The 23,390-nt window shown below is 62.8% G+C and carries 27 protein-coding genes; 14 read left to right on the forward strand and 13 right to left on the reverse strand.

The window, feature by feature from the left end:
- The first annotated feature begins 51 nt into the window (after nt 1–51).
- A complete protein-coding gene (gene purB / locus AC0L2H_RS19440) occupies nt 52–1,359 on the forward strand; it encodes an adenylosuccinate lyase (RefSeq protein WP_473591725.1) in 1,308 nt (435 codons plus the stop codon).
- Nucleotides 1,359–1,964, forward strand: a complete 606-nt coding sequence (locus AC0L2H_RS19445) for an RBBP9/YdeN family alpha/beta hydrolase (RefSeq protein ID WP_473591726.1) — start codon at nt 1,359–1,361, stop codon at nt 1,962–1,964. Before purB ends, AC0L2H_RS19445 begins: the two co-directional genes overlap by 1 nt.
- Here AC0L2H_RS19445 and AC0L2H_RS19450 read toward each other — a convergent pair.
- Nucleotides 1,939–2,751, reverse strand: a complete 813-nt coding sequence (locus AC0L2H_RS19450) for a VOC family protein (RefSeq protein WP_473591727.1) — start codon at nt 2,749–2,751, stop codon at nt 1,939–1,941. The two genes, AC0L2H_RS19445 and AC0L2H_RS19450, sit on opposite strands and share 26 nt — an antisense overlap.
- Nucleotides 2,752–3,051: 300 nt before the next feature.
- Between AC0L2H_RS19450 and AC0L2H_RS19455 the strand changes: the two genes are divergently transcribed.
- A complete protein-coding gene (locus AC0L2H_RS19455; RefSeq protein WP_473591903.1) occupies nt 3,052–3,600 on the forward strand; it encodes an RBBP9/YdeN family alpha/beta hydrolase in 549 nt (182 codons plus the stop codon).
- A gap of 47 nt (nt 3,601–3,647) precedes the next feature.
- Here the strand turns inward: AC0L2H_RS19455 and AC0L2H_RS19460 are convergent, their stop codons facing one another.
- Both AC0L2H_RS19460 and AC0L2H_RS19465 read right to left on the reverse strand, forming a co-directional pair.
- Nucleotides 3,648–4,421, reverse strand: a complete 774-nt coding sequence (locus AC0L2H_RS19460) for an HpcH/HpaI aldolase family protein (protein WP_473591728.1) — start codon at nt 4,419–4,421, stop codon at nt 3,648–3,650.
- 123 nt (nt 4,422–4,544) lie between these two features.
- The gene (locus AC0L2H_RS19465; protein WP_006332907.1) at nt 4,545–4,865 is read right to left on the reverse strand and encodes a DUF1476 domain-containing protein; all 321 of its coding nucleotides are present in this window, start codon (nt 4,863–4,865) and stop codon (nt 4,545–4,547) included.
- Between the two features lie 274 nt (nt 4,866–5,139).
- Here AC0L2H_RS19465 and purC point away from each other — a divergent pair, with 274 nt between their 5' ends.
- The 5 genes from purC to AC0L2H_RS19490 are packed head-to-tail and all read left to right on the forward strand — an operon-like array spanning nt 5,140 to nt 7,965.
- A complete protein-coding gene (gene purC, locus AC0L2H_RS19470; protein WP_473591729.1) occupies nt 5,140–5,934 on the forward strand; it encodes a phosphoribosylaminoimidazolesuccinocarboxamide synthase in 795 nt (264 codons plus the stop codon).
- A 23-nt stretch (nt 5,935–5,957) separates the two neighbouring features.
- Nucleotides 5,958–6,200: a phosphoribosylformylglycinamidine synthase subunit PurS gene (gene purS / locus AC0L2H_RS19475; RefSeq protein WP_473591904.1), complete on the forward strand. Its 243-nt coding sequence runs from the start codon at nt 5,958–5,960 to the stop codon at nt 6,198–6,200.
- Between the two features lies 1 nt (nt 6,201).
- Nucleotides 6,202–6,870 carry a phosphoribosylformylglycinamidine synthase subunit PurQ gene (gene purQ / locus AC0L2H_RS19480; RefSeq protein WP_473591730.1) on the forward strand — a complete coding sequence of 223 codons (669 nt, stop codon included), beginning with the start codon at nt 6,202–6,204 and terminating at the stop codon, nt 6,868–6,870.
- A gap of 38 nt (nt 6,871–6,908) precedes the next feature.
- Nucleotides 6,909–7,316, forward strand: coding sequence for a hypothetical protein (locus AC0L2H_RS19485; RefSeq protein WP_473591731.1), 408 nt, complete (start codon nt 6,909–6,911; stop codon nt 7,314–7,316).
- A gap of 4 nt (nt 7,317–7,320) precedes the next feature.
- Complete coding sequence (locus AC0L2H_RS19490; RefSeq protein ID WP_473591732.1) at nt 7,321–7,965, forward strand: Pr6Pr family membrane protein; 645 nt, start codon at nt 7,321–7,323, stop codon at nt 7,963–7,965.
- A 30-nt stretch (nt 7,966–7,995) separates the two neighbouring features.
- On the opposite strand, the gene AC0L2H_RS19495 is transcribed toward AC0L2H_RS19490, so the two are convergent.
- On the reverse strand, nt 7,996–8,241 hold the full coding sequence (locus AC0L2H_RS19495; RefSeq protein ID WP_473591733.1) for a DUF1127 domain-containing protein: 246 nt from the start codon (nt 8,239–8,241) through the stop codon (nt 7,996–7,998).
- 93 nt (nt 8,242–8,334) lie between these two features.
- Here AC0L2H_RS19495 and AC0L2H_RS19500 point away from each other — a divergent pair, with 93 nt between their 5' ends.
- From AC0L2H_RS19500 to AC0L2H_RS19515, 4 genes are all read left to right on the forward strand, one after another.
- A complete protein-coding gene (locus AC0L2H_RS19500) occupies nt 8,335–9,747 on the forward strand; it encodes an aminotransferase-like domain-containing protein (RefSeq protein ID WP_473591734.1) in 1,413 nt (470 codons plus the stop codon).
- Between the two features lie 151 nt (nt 9,748–9,898).
- Complete coding sequence (purL, locus tag AC0L2H_RS19505; RefSeq protein ID WP_473591735.1) at nt 9,899–12,130, forward strand: phosphoribosylformylglycinamidine synthase subunit PurL; 2,232 nt, start codon at nt 9,899–9,901, stop codon at nt 12,128–12,130.
- Nucleotides 12,127–12,651: a hypothetical protein gene (locus AC0L2H_RS19510; protein ID WP_473591736.1), complete on the forward strand. Its 525-nt coding sequence runs from the start codon at nt 12,127–12,129 to the stop codon at nt 12,649–12,651. The genes purL and AC0L2H_RS19510 overlap by 4 nt, the downstream gene beginning before the upstream one ends.
- Before the next feature lie 116 nt (nt 12,652–12,767).
- Nucleotides 12,768–13,001 carry a BolA/IbaG family iron-sulfur metabolism protein gene (locus AC0L2H_RS19515; protein ID WP_008875486.1) on the forward strand — a complete coding sequence of 78 codons (234 nt, stop codon included), beginning with the start codon at nt 12,768–12,770 and terminating at the stop codon, nt 12,999–13,001.
- An 18-nt stretch (nt 13,002–13,019) separates the two neighbouring features.
- Here AC0L2H_RS19515 and AC0L2H_RS19520 read toward each other — a convergent pair whose 3' ends face one another.
- The 3 genes from AC0L2H_RS19520 to AC0L2H_RS19530 form a co-directional block, all read right to left on the reverse strand.
- Nucleotides 13,020–14,219: a ZIP family metal transporter gene (locus AC0L2H_RS19520; protein WP_473591737.1), complete on the reverse strand. Its 1,200-nt coding sequence runs from the start codon at nt 14,217–14,219 to the stop codon at nt 13,020–13,022.
- A complete protein-coding gene (locus AC0L2H_RS19525; protein WP_473591738.1) occupies nt 14,216–15,346 on the reverse strand; it encodes a multicopper oxidase domain-containing protein in 1,131 nt (376 codons plus the stop codon). Before AC0L2H_RS19525 ends, AC0L2H_RS19520 begins: the two co-directional genes overlap by 4 nt.
- A 114-nt stretch (nt 15,347–15,460) precedes the next feature.
- Complete coding sequence (locus AC0L2H_RS19530) at nt 15,461–16,261, reverse strand: phosphodiester glycosidase family protein (protein WP_473591739.1); 801 nt, start codon at nt 16,259–16,261, stop codon at nt 15,461–15,463.
- Between the two features lie 163 nt (nt 16,262–16,424).
- Between AC0L2H_RS19530 and grxD the strand changes: the two genes are divergently transcribed.
- Together grxD and AC0L2H_RS19540 are read left to right on the forward strand one after the other, a co-directional pair.
- A complete protein-coding gene (grxD, locus tag AC0L2H_RS19535) occupies nt 16,425–16,760 on the forward strand; it encodes a Grx4 family monothiol glutaredoxin (RefSeq protein WP_473591740.1) in 336 nt (111 codons plus the stop codon).
- A gap of 282 nt (nt 16,761–17,042) precedes the next feature.
- Entirely contained in the window at nt 17,043–18,287 is a 1,245-nt protein-coding gene (locus AC0L2H_RS19540; RefSeq protein ID WP_097575654.1) for a multidrug effflux MFS transporter, read from the forward strand.
- A gap of 112 nt (nt 18,288–18,399) precedes the next feature.
- On the opposite strand, the gene AC0L2H_RS19545 is transcribed toward AC0L2H_RS19540, so the two are convergent.
- From AC0L2H_RS19545 to AC0L2H_RS19570, 6 genes are all read right to left on the reverse strand, one after another.
- A complete protein-coding gene (locus AC0L2H_RS19545; protein WP_473591741.1) occupies nt 18,400–18,807 on the reverse strand; it encodes a hypothetical protein in 408 nt (135 codons plus the stop codon).
- A 75-nt stretch (nt 18,808–18,882) separates the two neighbouring features.
- Nucleotides 18,883–19,710 (reverse strand): inositol monophosphatase family protein, encoded by an 828-nt coding sequence (locus AC0L2H_RS19550; protein ID WP_473591742.1) that lies wholly within the window; start codon nt 19,708–19,710, stop codon nt 18,883–18,885.
- Nucleotides 19,700–20,581: a tRNA 2-thiocytidine(32) synthetase TtcA gene (gene ttcA, locus AC0L2H_RS19555; protein ID WP_473591743.1), complete on the reverse strand. Its 882-nt coding sequence runs from the start codon at nt 20,579–20,581 to the stop codon at nt 19,700–19,702. Before ttcA ends, AC0L2H_RS19550 begins: the two co-directional genes overlap by 11 nt.
- A 131-nt stretch (nt 20,582–20,712) precedes the next feature.
- The gene (gene rpsD, locus AC0L2H_RS19560; protein WP_097575658.1) at nt 20,713–21,330 is read right to left on the reverse strand and encodes a 30S ribosomal protein S4; all 618 of its coding nucleotides are present in this window, start codon (nt 21,328–21,330) and stop codon (nt 20,713–20,715) included.
- Nucleotides 21,331–21,638: 308 nt separating this feature from the next.
- Entirely contained in the window at nt 21,639–23,048 is a 1,410-nt protein-coding gene (locus tag AC0L2H_RS19565) for an APC family permease (RefSeq protein WP_473591744.1), read from the reverse strand.
- A 109-nt stretch (nt 23,049–23,157) separates the two neighbouring features.
- Entirely contained in the window at nt 23,158–23,349 is a 192-nt protein-coding gene (locus tag AC0L2H_RS19570; protein WP_473591745.1) for a DUF3008 family protein, read from the reverse strand.
- Nucleotides 23,350–23,390 lie beyond the last annotated feature (41 nt).

A 23,390-nucleotide genomic window follows, 5' to 3' on the forward strand; every position in this document is an offset into this window, starting at 1 on the left:
TCGGCCTCTGTTAGGACGCGGGCAAACGCTCTCGCAATTCAGGACTGACCGATGATCCCTCGCTACTCCCGGCCGGAAATGGTGGCCATCTGGTCGTCCGAGACCCGGTTCCGCATCTGGTTCGAGATCGAGGCCTACGCTTGTGACGCGCTGGCCGAACTCGACGTGATCCCGAAAGAGGCCGCGAAGACCATCTGGGAAAAGGGCGGGGCTGCTAAGTTCGACGTCGAGGCCATCGACGAGATCGAGCGCGTCACCAAGCACGATGTCATCGCCTTCCTGACCCATCTCGGTGAATTCGTCGGGCCTGACGCCCGCTTCATCCACCAGGGCATGACCTCCTCGGACGTTCTCGACACCTGCTTTGCCGTGCAATTGACCCGCGCCAGCGACATTCTTCTCGCCGACATCGACGGCCTGCTCGCGGCGCTCAAGCGCCGCGCTTTCGAGCACAAGGACACCGTCACCATCGGCCGCAGCCATGGCATCCATGCCGAGCCGACCACTTTCGGCGTCAAGCTGGCGCAGGCCTATGCCGAATTCTCACGCTGCCGCGAGCGCCTGGTGCATGCGCGTGAGGACATTGCCACATGCGCCATCTCCGGTGCTGTCGGCACGTTTGCCAACATCGACCCCTATGTCGAAGAGCATGTGGCGAAGAAGCTGGGGCTGAAGCCGGAACCGGTGTCGACGCAAGTGATCCCGCGCGACCGCCATGCCATGTTCTTCGCCACGCTCGGCGTCATCGCCTCCTCGATCGAGCGGCTGGCGATCGAGATACGCCATTTGCAGCGCACCGAAGTGCTGGAAGCGGAAGAGTATTTTTCGCCCGGACAAAAAGGCTCGTCGGCGATGCCGCACAAGCGCAACCCGGTGCTGACCGAGAACCTCACCGGCCTTGCCCGCATGGTGCGTTCCTTCGCGCTGCCAGCGATGGAGAACGTGGCGCTTTGGCACGAGCGCGACATTTCGCATTCGTCAGTCGAGCGCATGATCGGACCGGACGCGACGGTGACGCTCGATTTCGCGCTGTCGCGGCTGACCAGTGTCATCGACAAACTGCTTGTCTACCCCGATAACATGCTGAAGAACATGAACAAGTTCCGCGGCCTGGTGCATTCGCAGCGCGTGCTGCTGGCACTGACCCAGGCTGGCGTATCACGTGAAGACGCCTACCGGCTGGTGCAGCGCAACGCCATGAAGGTGTGGGAGCAAGGGGCTGATTTTCTTGAAGAACTTCTCGCCGACAAGGAGGTCACCGCCGCCTTGCCGGAAGCCGAGATCCGCGAGAAATTCGACCTTGGCTACCACACCAAGCATGTCGACACGATCTTCAAGCGGGTATTCGGAGAAGCGTGATGATTTCCGCGGCTGGAGACTTCGATTTTCTCGCCCTGCCGGGGCGCGGCAACTCCGGGCCGGATCACTGGATGTCGCATTGGTGCCAGGCGTTCCCGAATTCGAGCCGCGTGCTGCAAGCCGAATGGGACAGGCCCAGCCCTGAGGACTGGATCGGCCGGGTGGATGCCGCGATTGCCGCGGCACCTCGGCGCGTGGTGTTGCTGGCGCACTCACTGGCGGTGGCGACGGCCGTCAAATGGGCGGCCGGCGCCAGCGAAAGCCAACTGCGGAAAGTTGCGGGCGCATTGCTGGTTGCCCCGACCAATGTCGAGGATCCCGATTCATCCTTCGATCTGGTTCGTCCCTTCGCGCCGATGCCGTTGAAGCGCCTGCCTTTTCCTTCGCTGGTGGTCGCCAGCCGCACCGATCCGCGCGTGACTTTCGATCAAGCGACGGCCTTTGCCGCCGCCTGGGGCGCGGAACTCGCCGATGCCGGCGATCTCGGTCACATGGGAAACGAGGTCCGCCTTGGCCCGTGGCCGGCGGGCCTGCTCATGCTTGGCCGTTTGCTGGGGTCTCTAAGCGCCGACGAACTGATCAAGCCTTACCGGGAACGGTCCTGATTACCGTTCCCCAGGGGTCCTCACGGGCCGTCTCATCGGTCACATTGTCCGAACGCATCTCGACCCAGGCCAGGCCAGACCGCGATGGATCGCGGCGTCCGGCACTGGCACTCTGCCAGGCATTGGCGCCGATATGGTGGTGGTAGCCACCGGACGACAGAAATACCGCCGCGCCGCCATATTTCGCCACAGTATCGAAGCCGAACTCCTTGTTCCACCAGGCTTCGGCCTCTTCCGGCCGACCCACGCGCAGATGGACGTGGCCGATGATGCTGTTGTCCGGCGCGCCCTGCCAGCCGGCATCGCCGGCCGGAACTTCGGCGACGACCGAGGGGATATTGAGCTGCTCGGTCGCCATCGCGATCTTGTCGCCGTTCCACTTCCAGTCCCGCGGCTGGCGATCGGCGTAGATCTCGATGCCGTTGCCCTCGGGGTCGGTCAGATAGAGCGCCTCGCTGACCAGGTGATCGGATGCGCCCTCGATGGCGATCTTGTTGGCGATGGCATGATTGATCCAGCGGCCGAGATCGGCACGACTGGGCAGCAGGAAGGCAGTGTGGAACAGACCGGCGCTACGCGGATCGTCGGGCTTTGCCGCCGGATCCGCCTCGATGACGAACAGCGGGCGATTGGCGGCGCCCAGCGTGATCGCGCCGTCGGTACGGCTCAATTCCTGCAGGCCGACGACCTTGCGATAGTAGGCGGCCAGGCTTTCGGCGTCCCGCGCGCGCAACCCGACGCGGGCAACGCTCACCGGTGTCGTGGCGGCAAAAGGCAATTCGCTCATCGAACTCTCCGTTTGGGCAGCACTTGATGACGCTCCCAAGGCCAGGAGCCCGGCGCCGCCGATCATTGTACGTCGTGTCAGCGCCAAAATCCCGGTCCTTCACGGCTGTTTCTCTCCCGACGACAGATCGTCGATCACGATCGTTCACACAAGACGGCAGGAAGCGAACAAGGTGTTCACTATTGTGATCACAAGCGTCGAACAGCTTTGGCTTGGCACATGGCCTTATCCAAAACCGGCACCCACTTTTTGGGATCGTGCGCGGTTGCATGCGGCGATGCCGCTCGCTACATGCGCGCCATGAAAGTCAGGGATGCAGATATTCTCATCGTGCCGGGCTACACCAATTCCGGCCCGGACCATTGGCAGAGCCGCTGGCAGGCGAAATTGTCGACGGCGCGCCGCGTCGAGCAGGCGGAATGGTCGAAGCCGGTGCGCGACGACTGGACGGCGAGCGTGGCGAAAGCGGTCAACGAGGCCGAGCGGCCAGTCGTCATCGTCGCGCATTCGCTCGGCGTCGCCACGGCTGTCCAGGCCATGCCGCAGTTCCAGCGGCCGGTGGCCGGCGCTTTTTTCGTGGCGCCACCCGACGTCGCCAATCCCAGGATAAAGCCGAAGCACCTGATGACCTTCGGCCCCTACCCGCGCGAGCCGCTGGCCTTCCCCTCGGTGGTGATCGCCAGCCGCAACGACCCGTTCTGCGCCTTCGACATTGCCGAAGACATTGCCGGCGCCTGGGGCTCGCTGTTCATCGACGCCGGCGATGCCGGCCATCTCAATGCGGATTCGGGATTCGGCCCGTGGCCTGAAGGCTCGATGACCTTCGCCAAGTTCCTGACGGACCTTTAGAGCATGATGTCGTCCGAAAACCGCTTCACACTTTTCGGCATCATGCTTTAGGACCCGATCGAATCCCTGACGTTTTTCAGCAGGGTTTTTGCGCCGAGCGAAATGAGCGAATGCTCGGAGCCCATGGCCAGCAGCCGGTAGCCCATGGCCACCACACGGCCGGCAATGGCCGGTTCCATGACGTAGATCGCGGCATGCTTGCCGGCCTTGCGCGTGCGTTCGGCGATCGAGGCGACGGTTTCCATCATGCTTTCCAGCGTCGAATTGACGGTGGTGCCTTTCGACCAGGCAATCGAGAAATCCGACGGGCCGAGGAAGATGCCGTCGATGCCCGGCGTATCGAGAATGCCGTCGAGCGCGTCGAGCGCGGCGCGCGTCTCGACCATGGCGAAGGCCATGGTGCGCTGGTTGCTATCGCGCAGCCAGTCGGCAAAGTCGCCCTTGCCGTGGCGCGGGAAGGCGTAGGTCGGGCCCCAGGAGCGCTCACCAAGCGGCGGGTATTTCATGGCGGCGGCGAACAGCCTGGCGTCCGCGACCGAATTCACCATCGGCGCGATCACCGCCTCGGCGCCGAAATCGAGCGCGCGGCTGGCCATGTCGAAGCGGCCGACGGGAATGCGCACCAGCGCCGGTTTGTCGGCCGCCAGGACCGGCGCGATGCCGCGCAACACGCTGTCCTCATTGTGGCCGCCATGCTGCATGTCGAGCGTGACGGCATCGAACCCCTGTTTGGCTAGGATTTCGACCGTCAAGGCATCCGGCACGCCGGACCACGCGGTGCACAGCGTTTCATCCGCCGCCAGGCGTGACTTCAGGGACATTGGCGCTTTCCTTGTTGAACAAAGGCGCGTTGACAGGCTCAGGCACAGTTTCAGCCGGAAACGGCGGCAAAGGCAAAGAAAAACCGCCCGGCTGGGCCGGGCGGTCTATTGGTCCAGAATCCATCAGGTATTTTTGATCTGCTCGATGGCCTGCGCCATCAGCTCATCCATGGTGCGGCGGATCTGATGGTCCGACTGTTCGACGCCGGCCTCATCGAAATCCTTGCGGATCTTGCGAAAAACGTCGTGATCGCCGGCTTCCTCGATGTCAGCGACGACCACCTGCTTGGCGTAGGCTTCGGCATCGGCGCCAGATTTGCCCAGTTTCTCCGCGGCCCACATGCCGAGCGCCCTGTTGCGGCGGGCCGAGGCCTTGAACCGAAGCTCCTCGTCGAATGCGAATTTGCGCTCGAAGCCCTCTTCGCGGTCTTTCATGCTGCTCATGGCATCCCTCCGATGAAATCCGATTCGTTGACGGTGAATATGTGTGGTGGGCGAGCACAAACCAAAAGGCCGCGGGCCGGTCAATATGCTACATCGCTTGCTGCGCTGCGGCATTTCAGTCCGGAAAGCGGTGATTGAAAGGATTTGCCGATTGAGCAAACACCTGGATTGAGATAGACACCGGCATTGAACCCTACCCGTTGCCTCACCAATTTAGGCTGACGGACAGGAACTGGTCGCTTGCCGCCTGCCCGGAAATCCAGAGAAAAATCAGATGAAAAATCGCCGCCGCATTTATGAAGGCAAGGCCAAGATCCTCTATGAAGGACCTGAGCCGGGAACGCTGATCCAGTTCTTCAAGGATGACGCAACCGCCTTCAACAAGAAGAAACACGAAGTCGTCGATGGCAAGGGCGTGCTCAACAACCGCATTTCCGAGCATATCTTCAACCATCTCAACCGGATGGGCATTCCCACCCACTTCATCCGCCGGCTCAACATGCGTGAGCAGTTGATCAAGGAAGTCGAGATCATCCCGCTCGAGGTGGTCGTGCGCAATGTCGCGGCCGGCTCATTGGCCAAGCGCCTCGGCATCGAGGAAGGCACGGTGCTGCCGCGCTCGATCATCGAATTCTATTACAAGGCCGACGCGCTCGACGATCCGATGGTGTCGGAAGAGCACATCACCGCTTTCGGCTGGGCAAGCCCGCAGGAGATCGACGACGTCATGGCGCTGGCCATCCGCGTCAACGATTTTCTGTCCGGCCTGTTCATGGGCGTCGGCATCCAGCTCGTCGACTTCAAGATCGAGTGCGGCCGCCTGTTCGAGGGCGACATGATGCGCATCGTCGTCGCCGACGAGATCTCGCCCGATTCCTGCCGGCTGTGGGACGTGGCGACGCAGGACAAGCTCGACAAGGACCGCTTCCGCCGCGACATGGGCGGGTTGGTCGAAGCCTACCAGGAAGTTGCCCGCCGGCTCGGCATCATGAACGAGAACGAGCCACCGCGCCACGCTGGGCCGGTACTCGTCGCGTCCACCGAGCCGCCCAAGGGCATGAAGCACTAAACCCAAACAGGAGCATGTCCAGCGTGATCAAGGCCCGCGTTACCGTAACCCTCAAAAACGGCGTGCTCGACCCGCAAGGCAAGGCGATCGAACACGCGCTGACGGGACTGGGTTTTGGCGGCGTCGGCCAGGTACGCCAGGGCAAGGTCTTTGACGTCGAGCTCGCCGAGACCGACAAGACCAAGGCCGAGGCTGATCTCAAGGCGATGTGCGACAAGCTTCTGGCGAATACGGTGATTGAGAACTACGCGGTGGAGATTGCCTGAGGTGAAATCAGCCGTCGTCCTTCTCCCCGGCCTCAATCGCGACCGCGACATGATCGCGGCACTGACCAAGATTTCCGGCAAGGCGCCGGCCACCGTCTGGCAGACCGACACCGAAATCCCCGACGTCGACCTGATCGCCATTCCCGGCGGCTTCTCCTTCGGCGATTATCTGCGCTGCGGGGCGATTGCCGCGCGCATGCCGGTGATGCGGGCGGTCGCCGAAAAGGCGGCCAAGGGCGTCATGGTCATCGGCGTGTGCAACGGTTTCCAGATCCTGGTCGAGGCCGGAATGCTGCCGGGAGCATTGATGCGCAACAGCTCGCTGAAATTCGTCTGCCGGCAGGTGAAATTGCAGATCGCCAATGCCAACACCATGTTCACCCGCCGCTACCAACCGGGCCAAGTCATCCGTTCGCCGGTGGCGCATCACGACGGCAATTATTTCGCCGACGCCGAGACGCTTGCCAGGATCGAAGGCGAAGGCCAGGTGGTGTTCCGCTATGCCGAGGGCACCAATCCCAACGGCTCGATCAACGACATCGCCGGAATCATCAACAGCCAGGGCAATGTACTGGGCCTGATGCCGCATCCCGAGAACCTGATTGAAGCAGCGCATGGCGGCAATGACGGCCGGGCTTTGTTCGAAGGCGCCCTCGGCATCGCCGCTTGATATTTCCCTTTCCAACCTGAGACGGAAGCCGCTTGACCATGAGACAGACGATCGCCTGCCTCGCTCTCATCGCAACCGGTTTTGTGCTTGCCTCCTGCCAGTCGAGCCCGAAGAGCGCACCGGTTCCCTCGGGCAAAAGCGCCTCGCTGCTGGCCATGGAGCAAGTCGCAATCGCCGCCCACAAATGCTGGATCGCCAGCAAGGATCCGGCCTTCAAATCCTACCAGATGGCCAATGAGCTGAATTCGTTCAGCGGCACGCCGCGCTTCCTGCTGGTGCCGGCCAAGCATTATGGCGGCAAACCGCTGCTGGTGGTCCAAGCGCAAGGCAATTCCAGCCGCGTCGACGTTTTCGGTCCACTGATGGCTGAGCCACTTGGCGCGCGCATCGGCTCGGACATTGCCCGCTGGCGGACCGGCAATCCCTCCTGCACCGCCGCCGCATAGGGCGATGGGCGGCCGGTTCCTGCAGATATCGGGTCTTGTCATAGGCCTTGCCGGGCTTGTCCTGCAAATCTGCATCACCGTGCCAGCCTCGATGGCGGCGGGCCGCGGTTTCCTCGGCTCGCTTATCTTCTATTTCAGCTTCTTCACCATCCTGACCAATATCGGCGCGGTGCTCGTCCACACTGCCCTGCTGTCATCCACTGGCTATGCCTGGTTTCCGGCTTTTGCCGGGCCACGGGTGCGTGCGGGCGTAGCGGTGGCGATCACGCTGGTCTTCATCATCTACGCAACCGTTCTGGCGCAGCTTTGGCAGCCGCAAGGGCTGTTCCTGGTCTGCGACGTGCTGCTGCATTATGTGACGCCGATGCTGTTCGTGCTGTGGTGGCTTGTGGCCGGCGCCGACGGCACCACAAGGTGGTGCGACATATCCTGGTGGATGGTCTATCCCATTGCCTACCTGGTCTATGTGCTGGCGCGGGCGCCGATCGCCGGCGAGGTGCCCTACCCCTTCCTCAATGTCGCCAAGAACGGCGCGACCAGCGTCGCCATCTCGGCGCTGGCCGTCACCGGTCTTTTTCTCGTGCTGTGTGTCGTTGCCGTGCTCGTGGATCGCGGCATCTCACGGGTCAGGGGTTCGAAAGTTCGCTAGAACCTTGCTGGCAAACATGCTTGCGAAGGTTCACTCCCAGAAGGGCCTGAGACCTTCGCGATGGGCGTCGCACCGGGAGATGCCGATATCCTTGAGCTGATCGTCGGTCATCTCCAGCAGGACCAGCCGGCTGCGGCGGCGCTCCAGCAGGCTGCCGATCCAGTTCGCAAGCGACCTGACCACGCGCACAAGGCGACCGACATAGGTTCGCTGGCCAGAGGCGCGCGCGCCAAGCGGTTCAGTTCTCCCGTAACGGATTGTCTCAATTGTGCTCATTTTCTTTCTGCCGAAATTTGCAATTGCAGCCCTTTTGCCACGCAATCCATATGTATTGACTCTTAATTTGGTGCAATATAGGAAATTGTCACCATGACAAATTGGCTCCCCGATCTCAATACCGGATCCGGCCCCCTCTATCAGCGTCTTGCTGACAGCATTGAGTCAGATATCGACAAGGGTGTCATCGGGGCCGGCGCAAAGCTGCCGCCGCAGCGCGATCTGGCCTACGATATCGGGGCCACTGTCGGCACGGTCGGCCGAGCCTATCAACTGCTGCGCGAGCGCGGCCTGGTGAGCGGCGAGGTCGGGCGCGGCACCTATGTCCTGGCTCAACAATCGGAGGGCACGAAGCCCGATTTCCTTGAACCCGGCCAGCAAGGCACACGCTTTGTCGATGCGCCGCGCGGCAAGCTGCGCTTCGACAGCACGGCCGCGCCCGACGTCGGCCAAGGCGCCATTATTGCCGACGTGCTGTCGCGCACGGCGCAGGACCATCCGCATGAAATTTCAAGCTACACGCGCGACTTTCCCGACCGCTGGTTCGAGGCCGGCAGCCATTGGCTGGCCCGGAATTCCTTTCGTCCCGCGCCCGACGCCATCGTGCCGACACTCGGCACGCATGCGGCTGTCATGGCGGCCATCGCCGCGATCACCACGCCCGGCGACACCATCGCCTTCGAGCACCTCACCTATTCGCAGATCTCGCGCAGCGCCGGCCTGATCGGCCGCCGCACCGCGCTGGTGACATCGGACAATGAAGGCGTCGATCCCGACGATTTCGAACGCGTCTGCGCGCAAAAACACCCAAAGATGATGTTCCTGATGCCGACGGCCCAGAACCCGACGCTGGTGACGATGCCGGCGGCGCGCCGCGAGGCGATCGCGCGCGTGGCGCGCCAATACAATGTCATCCTGATCGAGGACGACCTCTATGGCCATCTGACCGACGACAAGGAGCCGATGCTCGCCGAATATGCCCCTGAACGGACCATAGTCGCCGGCGGCCTGTCGAAATCGGTCGCAGCGGGCGTTCGCGGCGGGTGGCTCGCCTGTCCGGCGGCCTATCGACACCGCATTCGGGTGGCGCACAAGATGATGACCGGCGGCCTGCCCTTCCTGCTGGCGGAAGTCGGGGCAAGGCTGGTGCTGTCCGGCCAAGCCCACGAGATCCGCGAGCGCAGCATCGCCGAAATCGGCGGGCGCATCGCGATCGTACGCGAGACCTTGGCCGGGTTCGACTTCAGGGCGCATGACATGGTGCCGTTCGTCTGGCTCACCTTGCCCGACCCATGGCTTTCCGGCACCTTCAAGAATGCCTGCCTCGAGAACGGCGTGCTGCTCGACGATGAGGATGAGTTCAAGGCCGGCCGTTCGGAGCAGGTGTTCCATGGCGTTCGCTTCGGCGTCTCGCAACCGGGGCAACGCAAGGATCTTGCTGATGGCATCGCGGTGATCCGGCGGCTGCTCGACGAAGGCCGCGCCGGCTACGACAGTTTTTCCTGAGTTCGGCCCCGCGGTTCGGCAAGTCAGGCAGGCATGAGCGCCGCCCTGTGTTTTTCCGGCTTTTTTCGCCAATCGATGGGGTGTCACAACGCCAAGCTTGCGATAAGAGGGGACTCAAAATCCCCGCTCCCACGGAACCAAATCGCCGCCCATGACTATTTCCAATTCCGTGCCGATCACTCCGGAACTCATTGCCGCGCACGGGCTGAAACCCGACGAATATCAGCGCATCCTCGACCTGGTCGGGCGCGAGCCGAGTTTTACCGAGCTTGGCATCTTCTCGGCGATGTGGAACGAGCACTGTTCCTACAAATCCTCGAAAAAGTGGCTGCGCACGCTGCCGACCACCGGGCCGCGGGTCATCCAGGGTCCGGGCGAGAATGCCGGCGTGGTCGATATCGGCGACGGCGACTGCGTCGTCTTCAAGATGGAGAGCCACAACCACCCCTCCTATATCGAACCCTACCAAGGGGCCGCGACAGGCGTCGGCGGTATATTGCGCGACGTCTTCACCATGGGCGCGCGGCCGATCGCGGCAATGAACGCACTGCGCTTCGGCGCGCCAGACCATCCCAAGACAAGACATCTGGTTGCCGGCGTCGTGTCCGGCGTCGGCGGCTACGGCAATTCCTTCGGCGTGCCGACGGTCGGCGGCGAGGTCAATTTCGACGCCCGCTATAACGGCAACATCCTGGTCAACGCCTTTGCCGCCGGCCTCGCCAAGACCGACGCGATCTTCCTGTCGGAAGCCAAGGGCGTCGGCCTGCCGGTCGTCTATCTCGGTGCCAAGACCGGCCGCGACGGCGTCGGTGGCGCCACGATGGCCTCAGCCGAGTTCGACGACAAGATCGACGAGAAGCGCCCGACCGTCCAGGTCGGCGACCCCTTCACCGAGAAATGCCTGCTGGAGGCCTGCCTCGAACTGATGGCGTCGGGCGCCGTCATCGCCATCCAGGACATGGGTGCGGCCGGCCTCACCTGCTCGGCGGTCGAAATGGGTGCCAAGGGCGATCTCGGCATCGAGCTCGACCTCGACAAAGTGCCGGTGCGCGAGGAGCGCATGAGCGCTTATGAGATGATGCTGTCGGAAAGCCAGGAGCGCATGCTGATGGTGCTGCGCCCCGAAAAGGAAAAGGAAGCGGAGGCGATCTTCCACAAATGGGGGCTCGACTTCGCCATCGTCGGCAAGACCACCGACGATCTGCGTTTTCGCGTGCTGCACCAGGGCGACGAAGTCGCCGATCTGCCGATCAAGGATCTTGGCGACAAGGCCCCGGAATATGACCGCCCGTGGGTCGAGCCGAAAAAGCCGGAGCCGCTGGCGGCCGCCGATGCCCCTCAGGCGGACGTCGCCGACGCATTGCTGAAACTGCTCGGCGGACCGGATCTGTCCTCGCGGCGCTGGGTCTGGGAGCAGTATGACACGCTGATCCAGGGCAATTCGCTGCAGCTTCCGGGCGGCGATGCCGGCGTGGTGCGCGTCGAGGGCCATCCGACCAAGGCGCTGGCCTTCTCCTCGGACGTCACGCCGCGCTATTGCGAGGCCGACCCTTACGAAGGCGGCAAGCAGGCGGTGGCCGAATGCTGGCGCAACCTTACCGCCACCGGCGCCTTGCCGCTGGCGGCCACCGACAACCTCAATTTCGGCAATCCCGAACGGCCCGAGATCATGGGGCAATTGGTCGGTGCGGTGAAAGGCATTGGCGATGCCTGCCGCGCGCTCGGCTTTCCGATCGTCTCGGGCAATGTCTCGCTCTACAACGAGACAAACGGGCGCGGCATCCTGCCGACCCCGACCATTGGCGGCGTCGGGTTGATCGCCGACTGGTCGAAGATGGTGCGGATCGGCTTTGCCGCCGAAGACCAGATGATCCTGCTGGTCGGCGCGCCGCCGATGTGGGGAACGCATCTTGGCCAGTCCGTCTATTTCAGAGACATCCACGGCCGCGCCGACGGCCCGCCGCCACCGGTCGATCTCGACCATGAAAAACGCGTCGGCGACCATGTCCGCGCTTTGATCGCCTCCGGGGTGGTGACGGCCGCTCACGACGTTTCCGACGGCGGTATCGCGGTGGCGCTGGCCGAGATGGCGATGGCCTCCGGCATCGGCGCAACCATTCCCGGCCTGGTCGGGACCGATCCGATCCCGGTCTGGTTCGGCGAGGACCAGGGCCGCTATCTCCTGACGCTGTCGATCGATCCGCAGAGCGAGCAATGGGACGCCATTCGCGAACAGCAGGGCAAGCTCGGCGTCTTCGCGCCGTGGATCGGCTCGACGGGAGGGAGCGAATTGAAACTTGGCGAGGCGCGTGCGATCCCGGTCAGCGAATTGAGCGCCGCCCACGAGGCCTGGTTTCCTCGCTTCATGGATCAGGCCATTTGACGAGGCTGGCTGCGCGGGCGCTGCTTGCAGTCGTTTTCTGGCCGTCGCTGTTCTTCTTCTGGTTCCTTGGGCCGTTCGTCTTTTTCCTGCTGTCGACGACCTCAAGCGAGGTTTGCCCCCGGCTGGAAACCCGCGCCGAGTTCCTGGCCGCGGCCAATGGCACGATCCCAATGTTGGCCGTCCAGAGTCTTGTCTATGCGATTCCGATCCTGTGCCTTCTCCTCTGGAACCGGCTTTCGCCTGAGCCGGCGCGGGCACGGCAAATCGTCACCTGCGTCAAGCTGCTTGGCGTGGCCATCGTCACGGGATCGTTGTGGGAATACGGCTCTTCGCTGGCCTGTGATGGTTACGGCCAGCCGTTCTTCTCGCCGCTCTGGCAGATGACGAGCTACCTTCCGATCGTCAGCATAGTGATCAACATTCCGCTCTATGTGCTGGCTTTCAGCCTTGGCCGTGCCTTCTCGACACGTGAGGATGTTGCTAGAGATGATGCGGTCCATCCGGAGCAAAATGTCTTGTGAGCCGCCAATCGCCCTGGCACAGGCGAGAACCGCTTCAATACGGACCAGAAAGGCTTTAGGTTCATCCGAGTCACATCGCACGGGCCGCACCGCGGCCCCCCGAACAGGAATTTGCCATGGCAATGGACGCCCACGACATCGAGAAACTGATCAGGGAAGGCATCCCGGACGCCAAGGTGACGATTCGCGACCTGGCCGGCGACGGCGACCACTACGCGGCCGAAGTGGTGGCGGAAAGCTTTCGCGGCAAGAGCCGCGTCCAGCAGCACCAGATGGTCTATGACGCGCTGAAGGGCAATATGGGCGGCGTGCTGCATGCACTGGCGCTGCAGACAAGCGTGCCGGACTGAACTCCCGGCCGGCGCTGCTCAGATCTTCACCAGCATCGCCGTCAGATACATGAAGCCAACCCCGGCCGCCAATCCAGCCATCGCGGCCGGTGCGAATAGGGCGCGCGTGCCGTCGGCCCGCTGACGAAGCTGCATCGACACCAGTTCGACGATCACCTGCAGGATTGCCCCCGCGCCGACCGCCAACGCCAGTGCCGACCACTGCGGAGCATAGGCGAGGCTGCCGATCCACAGGCCGACGACCGCAGGACCGCCTGCGAGCAGCGTCAGCGCGGCGAAGGTGCGCAGTGGCGGGCGCTGCTTCAGGATGGGGGCGGCGATGCCGATGCCCTCGGTGATGTTGTGCAATGTGAAGCCGAGCACGAGGAAGGTGCCGAGCCCCGCCGCACCCGAGGCGAAGGCGGCGCCGATCGCCAGTCCTTCGCCGAGATTGTGCAGGCCGATGCCGAGCGCGATGAAGGTGGCGAGCGCCAGGCCCGTCGGCGTCCCGCTCCGCCGGCCCGCGGCCATCAGCAGAAGGAAACTGGCGGCGGCGGCGAGCACGATCATTGTCGGCCCCTGGAACAAGGCGGCGGCTTCGCCGGCCAGTTCGAACGCGTCCTCCAGGGTATCGACAAAGAGGAAGGCGAGCAAACCGACGGTCAGCGACAGCAGGAAGTCCATGCCGCTTCGTCCGACGCCACGGAGGGCGGGATAGAACATCAGGCCGATCGCCACAGGCAGGATGCCGACGAAGGCGCCGAGCGCCGCCTGCGCGGCGAAGCTCAGCGAATCGCGCGTCGGCGTCGGTACGGCGACAGCGATCTCGTGCGTGAAGGTGGTCCCGGAATTGGTCACGACGTTGATCGCATGCGCCTCCCCCAGCACCCAGGGATACGGCAGGCTGATCCAGGCCGTGGCGCCGCGCGCGATCTGGCCAGGTGGATCCTGCGTGAACTGCCAGTAGGCATCGTCGACCTGGACCTGCGCGATGGTCATCGGTTCCGATCCGCCGGCCCGGATGAGGACGCGGATGCCATCCGCCCCCAGGATCGTCCGCTCGAAGGTGATGTTCTCGACCGGCGGTGCGCCATTGCGGAAGCTCGATAGCGGGTCCGAGGCGAGCAGCCAGGCTATCGCCAGCCCGAGCACGGCAAGCGGCAGCGCGATCCAGAGCAGATAGGCCCACCTCGGGCGATCGGCACGCGTGTCGGCGGAAGGCTGGCTCAGATCGGTCACGACACGGCCTCCACGACGTCGAACATGCCGGACCAGCCGAGTTCGGTGAATTCCGACTGGTGAGGATGGAACATGTAGAGGCCCGGTTCGTGTTCCCGGAAATGGAACTCGAGGATGCCGCGCTCGGCCTGGCATTGGGTGATCAGGTCGACAGTCCTAAGCGTAGGGGTCAGCGTCGTGCCCTGATTGTAGTAGTCGAAGAAATTGGCGTGCAAATGGAAGGAATTGATCGGATCGAACTCGACGACATTGACGAGATAGATACGCACCGGCTTGTCCTTGAGCACCCGGATCGGCTTTTTCGCATAGGCGTGGGCGACGGTATTGACGGCGTAGACCTCGTTCTCGCCGTCGAAGTTGGTGTCGAAGGCATTCATGACCATGACGAATTCCTGCCAGCCGGCATTCTCGGTCGTGCCGAGGAGGCGTGAGCGGGCGACCGCTTCGTATTCGGGGTGCCGGGCCGGATCGGGATCGATCACGAAGGCGCCGTACATGCCTTTTTGAATGTGCCGCTTCAACGGCAGGGCGTGGCAGTGGTAGAGATGACAGCCGAACGGCCTGGCATCGAACTCGTAGACGAACTCCTCGCCTGGCCCGATCAGGCCGGCGCCCGGCACACCGTCCATGCGCGCGGCATGAATGCCGTGAAAATGCATCGAATGCGGATGCGAGCCGTGGTTGCGGAAGACGATCCTCAGCCGGTCGCCCTCGGTCGCGCGCAACGATGGCCCCGGCACACGGCCATTGTAGGTCCAGGCCGGGAACATGATGCCCGGCGCAATCTCGATCTCCTTGTCCTCGGCCGTGACTTCGAAGGTGCGAAGCATGCGCCCGTCCGGCAGTGTCGAGACAGTCCCGGTGTCCCAGTCGCCCAGCAGCTTCGAGGGATCGAAGCCGTTGCGGGTGTCGTCGACCTCGCCGACCGTGATCATCGAGCCATGGGCCGAAAGATGCGCCGGCGGTTCTCCACCGGCGACTGCGGCTGACATCTCGTGACCGGCATGGCTTGTCTGCCCGCGAGCGCCACTTGCCGCGACCGCTGTGCCGCCGGCAGCGGCAAGGCCACCGACCAGGAGAAGCCTTCGATCGAGCTTTCGTTCCAGCAAGGATTTTGTCTCGCGCATGGCTCTTCCCTCCAAATCTTTACCAAGATAGTCCATGCTCTAAGATTTAGCTAGAGCTATATTCCAAAATGGCCGATTGGTGCCGGATAAGGCAGGCGGTGTCGTCTCCTGAGGCTATTCGGACAACGGCTTCTTCGCTGACACAGCGATGATCGGCCCGGCCGGGTATTTGCCGCCGACGATCATCCTGTCGCCATTCGACAGCGCCGAGACCACCCCGTCGAAGAAAAGCGCGTTGGGACAGTGGAGCGCGTCGCGGAACAGCCGGGCGAAGCTGCCGAGGCTGACTTGCGAGCGTGAGATCGCCAGCACGACCGTGTCGCCGTCGCGCACGCCGACGCCATTGCGGACATAGCGAGAGACGCCGTTCTCCTCGAAGCGAGGATGAAGCCGGCCGTCGATCACCAGCATCGGGCCTGACTGCGTGGCGAATGCCACATCCGGCCGGGCCGTGGCATAGGCGCTGGTCTCCATGACCGCTGCCTTGCTATCCTTGCGGACCAGGAACACGCCGTTCGGTTTCAGGAAGAAATTGCCTTCGCCGTCCGCAAGGTTGAGTGGCGCCTTCTCACGTCCATCTTCGACGAGAAGCCCGACCGGCGACAAGTTGTCGTGATACATACCCGCATTCATGGCGAGCAGGACCGGCGTGCCCTGGCCGGCCATCGCCTTGTCGAATTCTTCCAACGAACCGAAGGCCTTGCCGTCCGCGCCAGCGTGGAAGACGCCGATGTCATGGCTGCGAAGATCGATCTCGCAGACGACGTAAGGAACCGCCTCGAAGCTGAGATCGCGGCATGGCGCGGGCAGTTCGCCGCCAATGACGACCGGCGGAAGCGCCGGTGGCCTGAACCACCAGGCCAGCGCGAGCGCGAGAACGCCAATCAGGATTGCCGCTATATGCCGCCTTTTCATCATCTTCCGGGAAAAACAGTGACCACATCTCTTGGCCCAACATCAGGCCATCCTTTGCGCCATTTGCAAGGCGATGCGGCAAACGTCTTGTTTCGAGCAACCTATGGGTTTATTTGAAGAGTATGCTTCGAGCCTGCCTCCCACGGGCGTGAAAGGATTCTCCATGAGCGGTATCAACGACTACATCGACAATGAAGTTAAGGGCAACGACGTCGTTCTCTTCATGAAGGGGACGCCCGGTTTCCCGCAATGCGGGTTTTCCGGCCAGGTCGTCCAGATCCTCGACTATATCGGCGCCGACTACAAAGGCGTGAACGTGCTGGACTCGGCCGAGCTGCGCCAGGGCATCAAGGAATTTTCCAACTGGCCGACGATCCCCCAGCTCTATGTCAAGGGCGAGTTCGTCGGCGGCTGCGACATCGTGCGCGAGATGTTCCAGGCGGGCGAGTTGCAGACATTCCTCGTCGAAAAGGGCGTGAGCGTCAAAGGCGCCGCCTGATTCCTCGTTTGTGCATGTCGTTGTCCCAAAACCGCTGCACGCTTTTGGGCGACATGCACTACAGCGTCCTTTGCGCGTCCTATAGGACGCGCAAAGGACGCTGTAGCACTTTGATGTTGCGCATGATGCTTTCCGAAAATCGGCTCCGATTTTTGGGGTCATGCGCTAACGCACCGGGGTAGCCCCACCTCGGCATTTTTAGATCCTGAACGTCGGGAGCAAGACGAACCTTTTGCGCCGGCCCTGCTGGCGTATGTTCGTTTTTAAAGATCGGACTTTGCCGTGGATCAGCATGCACAAGCGCCGCAACAGGCAAGCACCTTGCCTATTCCGCGCTGGGAGTTCATCGCGCTGTGCGCGGCGCTGATGGCGTTGAACTCGCTTGCCATCGACATCATGCTGCCGGCGCTGCAGCAGATCGGCGCATCGCTCGGCGTGGCCAATGAAAACCACCGCCAATATGTGATCACCGCCTATATTCTCGGCTTCGGCGGCGGACAGCTTTTCTTCGGGCCGATTTCGGATCGCTTCGGGCGGCGTGCGCCACTGGTCGCCGGACTGGTGATCTATGTCGCGGCGGCAGCCGCGGCTGCCATTGCGCCGTCCTTCGCCACGCTTCTGATCTGCAGGGCGGTGCAAGGCATCGGCGCCGCCGCCACACGCGTCATCGCCGTCTCGATCGTGCGCGACACATTCGACGGCCGGCGCATGGCCGAGGTGATGTCGCTGATCTTCATGGTGTTCATGGCGATACCCGTCGTCGCCCCCGGCATCGGCCAGTTCATCATGCTGTTCGCGACATGGCATGTGATCTTCATCGTCATGGCGGCCGGCGCGCTGGTCGTGTCGGCCTGGTCGCTGCTGCGCCTGCCCGAGACGCTGCATCCTGAATATCGCAGACCGTTGACGGTCGAATCTGTCCTCGGCGGCTTCCGCATCGTGCTGACCAACCGCATGGCGCTCTGCTACGCCTTCGCCAGCACCTTCATCTTCGGCGCCATGTTTGGCTTCATCGCCTCGGCGCAACAGATCTATGTCACCATCTTCAATGTCGGCGAGATGTTCCCCGTCATCTTCGCCGGCGTTGCAGGCGTGCTCGCCTTCTCCAACTATCTGAATTCCCGCCTCGTCGGCCGCATCGGCATGCGCCGCCTGTCGCAAAGCGCGTTGCTTTTGTTTCTGGCCATCAGCCTTGCCTGGCTGGTGGTATCGATCGAAATGAAGATGCCGCTCTGGCTTTTCATCACCTTTTTCGCCTGCGCGATGCTGCCGTTCGGAGCGCTCGGCGCCAATTTCAACGCGCTCGCCATGGAGCCGCTCGGGCAACTGGCCGGCACGGCATCGTCCATTCTGGGCTTCATGCAGACCTTCCTCGGCGGCATTCTCGGCACGCTGATCGGCCAGGCCTTCAACGGCACGGTCACGCCGCTGGCCGCCGGTTTCTGCAGCGTCTCGGTCGCGGCGCTGCTGATGATCCTGATCGCCGAGCGTGGCAAGATGTTCCAGCCACACAATCCGCCGGTTTGATGTCCGCGCTTTAAAGCGCGTCGCGTTCGACCGGCCTCATGCGACGCTTTAGGTTCTTGTTTTTATGCATGTCGTTACCGCAAAACCGCTGCACACTTTTGCGCGACATGCATTACGACCTACCTTCAGCGGCTGCAGTGAAACGAGGAAACAGCGTACGTCCCGCGATTGCTCCACCCATGCTGTCCGAAAGGGGCATTGGCAGAGCCTTGTCGAGAGCCTTGAGGACGGAAGCCACGAAGAGCCGGTTCAGTTGGTCATCGTTCCCCAGATGGGAATAGGTGGCGCGAGGCTTGCCAATAAGCGTGCCGTTTCGTCGAAGTGAGAACTGCAGCGTCAGGGTCATGCCCGCGCTTCCAGGGGGCGGCTCCCAACAGGCGAAGATCGCGGAGAACATCTCGTCTATGGTGTTGATGGGCTCGGGACTGCGACAAGCGCGCTCCTGTGCCCCTGCCTGGGTAGCGCCGGCAACCACAGCGAGGGCAAGGGCGGCTGCGCCAATTGCGGACCGCGTCTTCATTCGTGTCTCCCCATGTGGACGAGGTTGCGCCAATCTTTCAGCCATAGACTGCCGCCGGGTTAAACTCTGGCGAGCCTATTCCGCCCAGAGCTCGCGACGCAATTCCCGCCAGCTTTCCCTGTCCGGCGCGACGATGATGCCGCCGCCGAGATGTGACGGCAGATAGTCGCTGCCATCGAAACGCGCCGTATAGCCACCAGCCTCGGCATGGATCAGGACACCAGGCAGATGGTCCCACGGCATCAGCTTGTTGTAGACGACGAAATGGCCATGGCCGCTGGCCAGCAAACGGTATTCGTGGGCGGCGCAGCGATAGTTGAACTGCGACAGGGTCTTGGTCTGGTTGCGCGCCAGCCGCGACCGTTCCGGCTCCGGCAGGTACTGCCAGGACACGGCGCCGGTCATCTGCGACATCGCCGCGGGCTTGGCGACATGCACCTTCTCGATATTGCCATGTGCGTGACGGATGTGGCTGCCGGCGCCTTTGGCGCCGATCAGCCAGTCCTTGCCGACGGGATCGTGGATGATGCCGGCGACGGTCTCGCCCTTGACCACGACGCCCAGCATGACACCGAACAGCGGCACGCCCGAGGCGAAGTTGAAGGTGCCGTCGACCGGATCGATGACGAAGGCGAGATCCGCGTCGCCCAAGCCCTCAAGCAGCGCCGGATTGTCGGAACACGCCTCCTCGCCGACGATCATCGCCTGGGGGTAACGCTCGCGCAGCCTGACGGTGATCAGGCGCTCGGCGTTGACGTCGGCCTCGGTCACCAAATCGGCGGCCGAAGTCTTCTGGCGGATATCGCCCTCGTTCAGCCGGCGAAAGCGCGGCATGATCTCGGCCTTGGCGGCGTCGGACAGGAGTTCGGCGAGCCAGTCGATCGCGGTATCGTCAAATGTCATCGGCTTGCCTTGCGGTGAGGGTGTCGTTGAGGGCTGTAAAATCGAAGAGCTTGCGGTCGAGCAGATGAGAGGGACGCACATTGGCCATGGCGCGGATCATTGTGTCCTTGCGGCCGGGCATGCGCTTTTCCAGATCGTCGAGCATAGCCTTCATGGCGTTGCGCTGCAGGCCTTCCTGGCTGCCGCAGAGATCGCAAGGGATGATCGGGAACTGCATGGCGGCGGCGAATTTCTCGAGATCGGCCTCGGCGCAGTAGGCGAGCGGCCTGAGCACCATGACATCGCCCTCGTCATTGAGCAGTTTGGGCGGCATGGCGGCGAGGCGTCCGCCATGGAACAGGTTCATGAAGAAGGTTTCGAGGATATCCTCGCGGTGGTGGCCGAGCACCAGGGCCGAACAGCCCTCCTCCCGCGCGATGCGGTAGAGATGGCCGCGCCGCAGCCGCGAGCAGAGCGAACAATAGGTGCTGCCCTCGGGGAGCTTGTCGGTAACGATCGAATAGGTATCCTGGTATTCGATGCGGTGCGGGATGCCGTTTCTGTCGAGATAGTCGGGCAGGATGTGCTTGGGGAAGTTCGGCTGGCCCTGGTCGAGATTGCAGGCCAGGAGCTCAACCGGCAGCAGCCCGCGCCATTTGAGATCGAGCAGCAGAGCAAGCAGGCCGTAGGAATCCTTGCCGCCCGACAAGGCGACCAGCCAGCGAGCGCCGGGTGTCGCCATCGCGAAATCGTCGATCGCCTGACGGGTGAGCCGCAGCAGCCGCTTGCGCAGCTTGTTGAATTCGACGGAAGACGGCACGTCGGCAAACAACGGATGAAAGCCGCCTTCGGCATCGGCAACCGGTTCGAGCGTTTCTGGCAGCATGTTCATGGCGCGTCGGCCCCAGAGTCCTATTGGTGCCCGGAAGAGTCTTTGTGGGCTCGGGATTAACGGACATGGCGGACAAAGAAAAGGCCGCCTCGACGGGCGGCCTTTGATTGGATGTCGGATGAAGTGCCCGATCAGCGCGAATAGAATTCGACGACCAGGTTCGGTTCCATCTGCACGGCGAACGGAACGTCGGCCAGGCCGGGGATGCGCGTGAAGCTCGCGGTCATCTTGTTGTGGTCGGCTTCGATGTAGTCGGGCACGTCGCGTTCGGCGAGCCCAACCGATTCCAGCACGATCACCAGTTGCTTCGACTTCTCGCGCACTTCGATGACGTCGCCCGGCTTGCAACGGTAGGAGCCGATGTTGACGCGCTTGCCGTTGACGTTGACGTGGCCGTGGTTGACGAACTGACGGGCGGCAAAGATGGTCGGCACGAACTTGGCGCGGTAGACGACCGCGTCGAGACGCGATTCGAGCAGGCCGATCAGGTTCTCCGAAGTGTCGCCCTTGCGACGATCGGCCTCTTCATAGACCTTGCGGAACTGCTTTTCCGAAACGTCGCCATAGTGGCCCTTCAGCTTCTGCTTGGCGCGCAGCTGCAGGCCGAAATCGGAAAGCTTGCCCTTGCGGCGCTGGCCGTGCTGGCCGGGGCCGTATTCACGCTTGTTGACCGGGGACTTCGGGCGGCCCCAGATGTTTTCGCCGAGACGGCGGTCGATCTTGTACTTCGCGGATTCGCGCTTGCTCATCGCATTCCCTTTTCAAAACAACACACCCGAACCTCATGGTCCGGGTGAAGGAAACGCGCCCTCCTCTGGCCTCCGTTTTCGAGACCTGACAGGGTTTCCCACGCAACGCGACGGAAAACCCACGGGACACGTCATTTCAACAAGGCTCCGGGAAAGTATAAATTGGCTTCCCAGGAAGCCTTGCACACATAAAAGAAACCACCGGGCATTGCGGCCCGGTGTTGGCGCGCTGATTAAACCGGGAGTCGGTCGCTGTCAAGCTCTCCGGCCGCGGCAATTCCACGATCGGAACGTCAGGCTGGTCGACGTCAATTGACCGGGCCGCCGCCGCCCAGTTCTTCCATGGTCGGTGCGGCCGGCTTCATTCCGGTCGCGCGATTGATCAACACCGTGACAACCCACAAGGCGATGCCGAGGGCGAGCAGGATGCCGGCGATCCTGTATTCATTGGGATTGCGGCCCGTCCAGGGCCCGGTCAGGAAGCCGCAGCACACGGCGCCAATCAACGGCAGGATCGTCGGGGCGGTGAAGTGATCGTGCGCCACCTTGTCCTTGCGCAGAACCAGCACCGCGATGTTGACGATGGTGAAGACGCAAAGCAGCAGGAACGCCGTGGTGCCGCCAAGATCGGGGACATTGCCGACAAAGGTGATCAGGCCGAAGGCGAGCAGCGTCGTAAAGCCGATCGCGACAAACGGCGTGCGGCGGCCGGCGTGCACCTTGCCCAACACGGGCGGGAGTACGTGCTCGCGCGCCATGCCATAAACGAGGCGGCTAGCCATCAGCATGTTGATCAGTGCGCTGTTCGCCACCGCGAACACCGTAATGAAGGCGAAGATCCAAAGCGGGAAGCCGGGCGCGCCGGCTTCCACGACCTTCAGCAGCGGCGCTTCGCCTTCGCCAAGCTGGGCCGGTTCGACCAGGGTCACCGCGGAGATCGACACCAGAACATAGATCAGGCCGGTCATCAGCAGGCCGGCGAGCAGTATCTTGGGGAAGATGCGGCTCGGCTCCTTCGTTTCCTCGGCCATGTTCACCGAATCCTCGAAGCCGACCATGGCGAAGAAGGCCAGCGTCGTCGCCGCGATCACCGGCCAAAAAGCGCCGCTGCCGTCGGGTGCATGGAACTGCGTAACGCGCGAGACATCGCCCTGGCCGCCGGCAATCGCCGACAGGCCGATAAAGATGACGATTAACAGGCCCGTCAATTCGACGCAGGTGAGAACCACATTGGCCTTCACGCTTTCACCGACGCCCCTGAAATTGATGATGGCGACCAAGGCCATGAAGGCGAGGCTTAGCATGACGATGGCGCCGGTTCCCTCCCAGCCGAGGTTAAAGGCCTTGGAGAGATTCACCGCGAATGCCCGCGACGCCGTCGACGCCGACGTTATGCCCGAACACATCACCGCGAAGGCAACGATGAAGGTGATGAAATGGACACCGAACGCCTTGTGCGTATAGAGCGCCGCCCCGGCGGCCTTCGGATACTTCGTCACCAGTTCGAGATAGCTGAAGGCTGTTATGACCGCGACGGCGAAGGCGACCAGAAAAGGCAACCAGACAACGCCGCCGACCTGCGCCGCAACCTTGCCGGTCAGAGCGTAGATGCCCGTGCCGAGAATATCGCCGACGATGAACAGCAAAAGCAGCCATGGACCCATCACCCGGCGCAGACTTGGTTCCACGGATTCTTGGTGCATCGCAGCGTCCGCCATCGACTCCATCTCCTTTCAAGCGTCCGGGAGTTGGAGACTATGGGTCAAGGAAGCGTTGAGTCAAACCCGCCGTTGGTACGGCGCATCGCTGGCGGCGCCTTGAGCCGGCTCATTTTTGTCGAGAACGCCGCGCCGGCAAGCCCTTGCGCTTGGTCTCGGCGAATTCCTCAAGCTGCTTTTCGCTCATCGACTCGTACATTCCCTTCGAGGCGCCTTTCAGTTCGCTCTTCTTCGTCTCGCCACGCTTGGCGGACAGCGCCGCGCCGGCGGCCTTTTGCTGGGCTTTCGAGGTGGCTGGCATGATGGTTTCTCCCGTTTGCGATTGAGGGAAAAACGCGATGG

The organism is Mesorhizobium sp. WSM4871 (assembly GCF_055811295.1).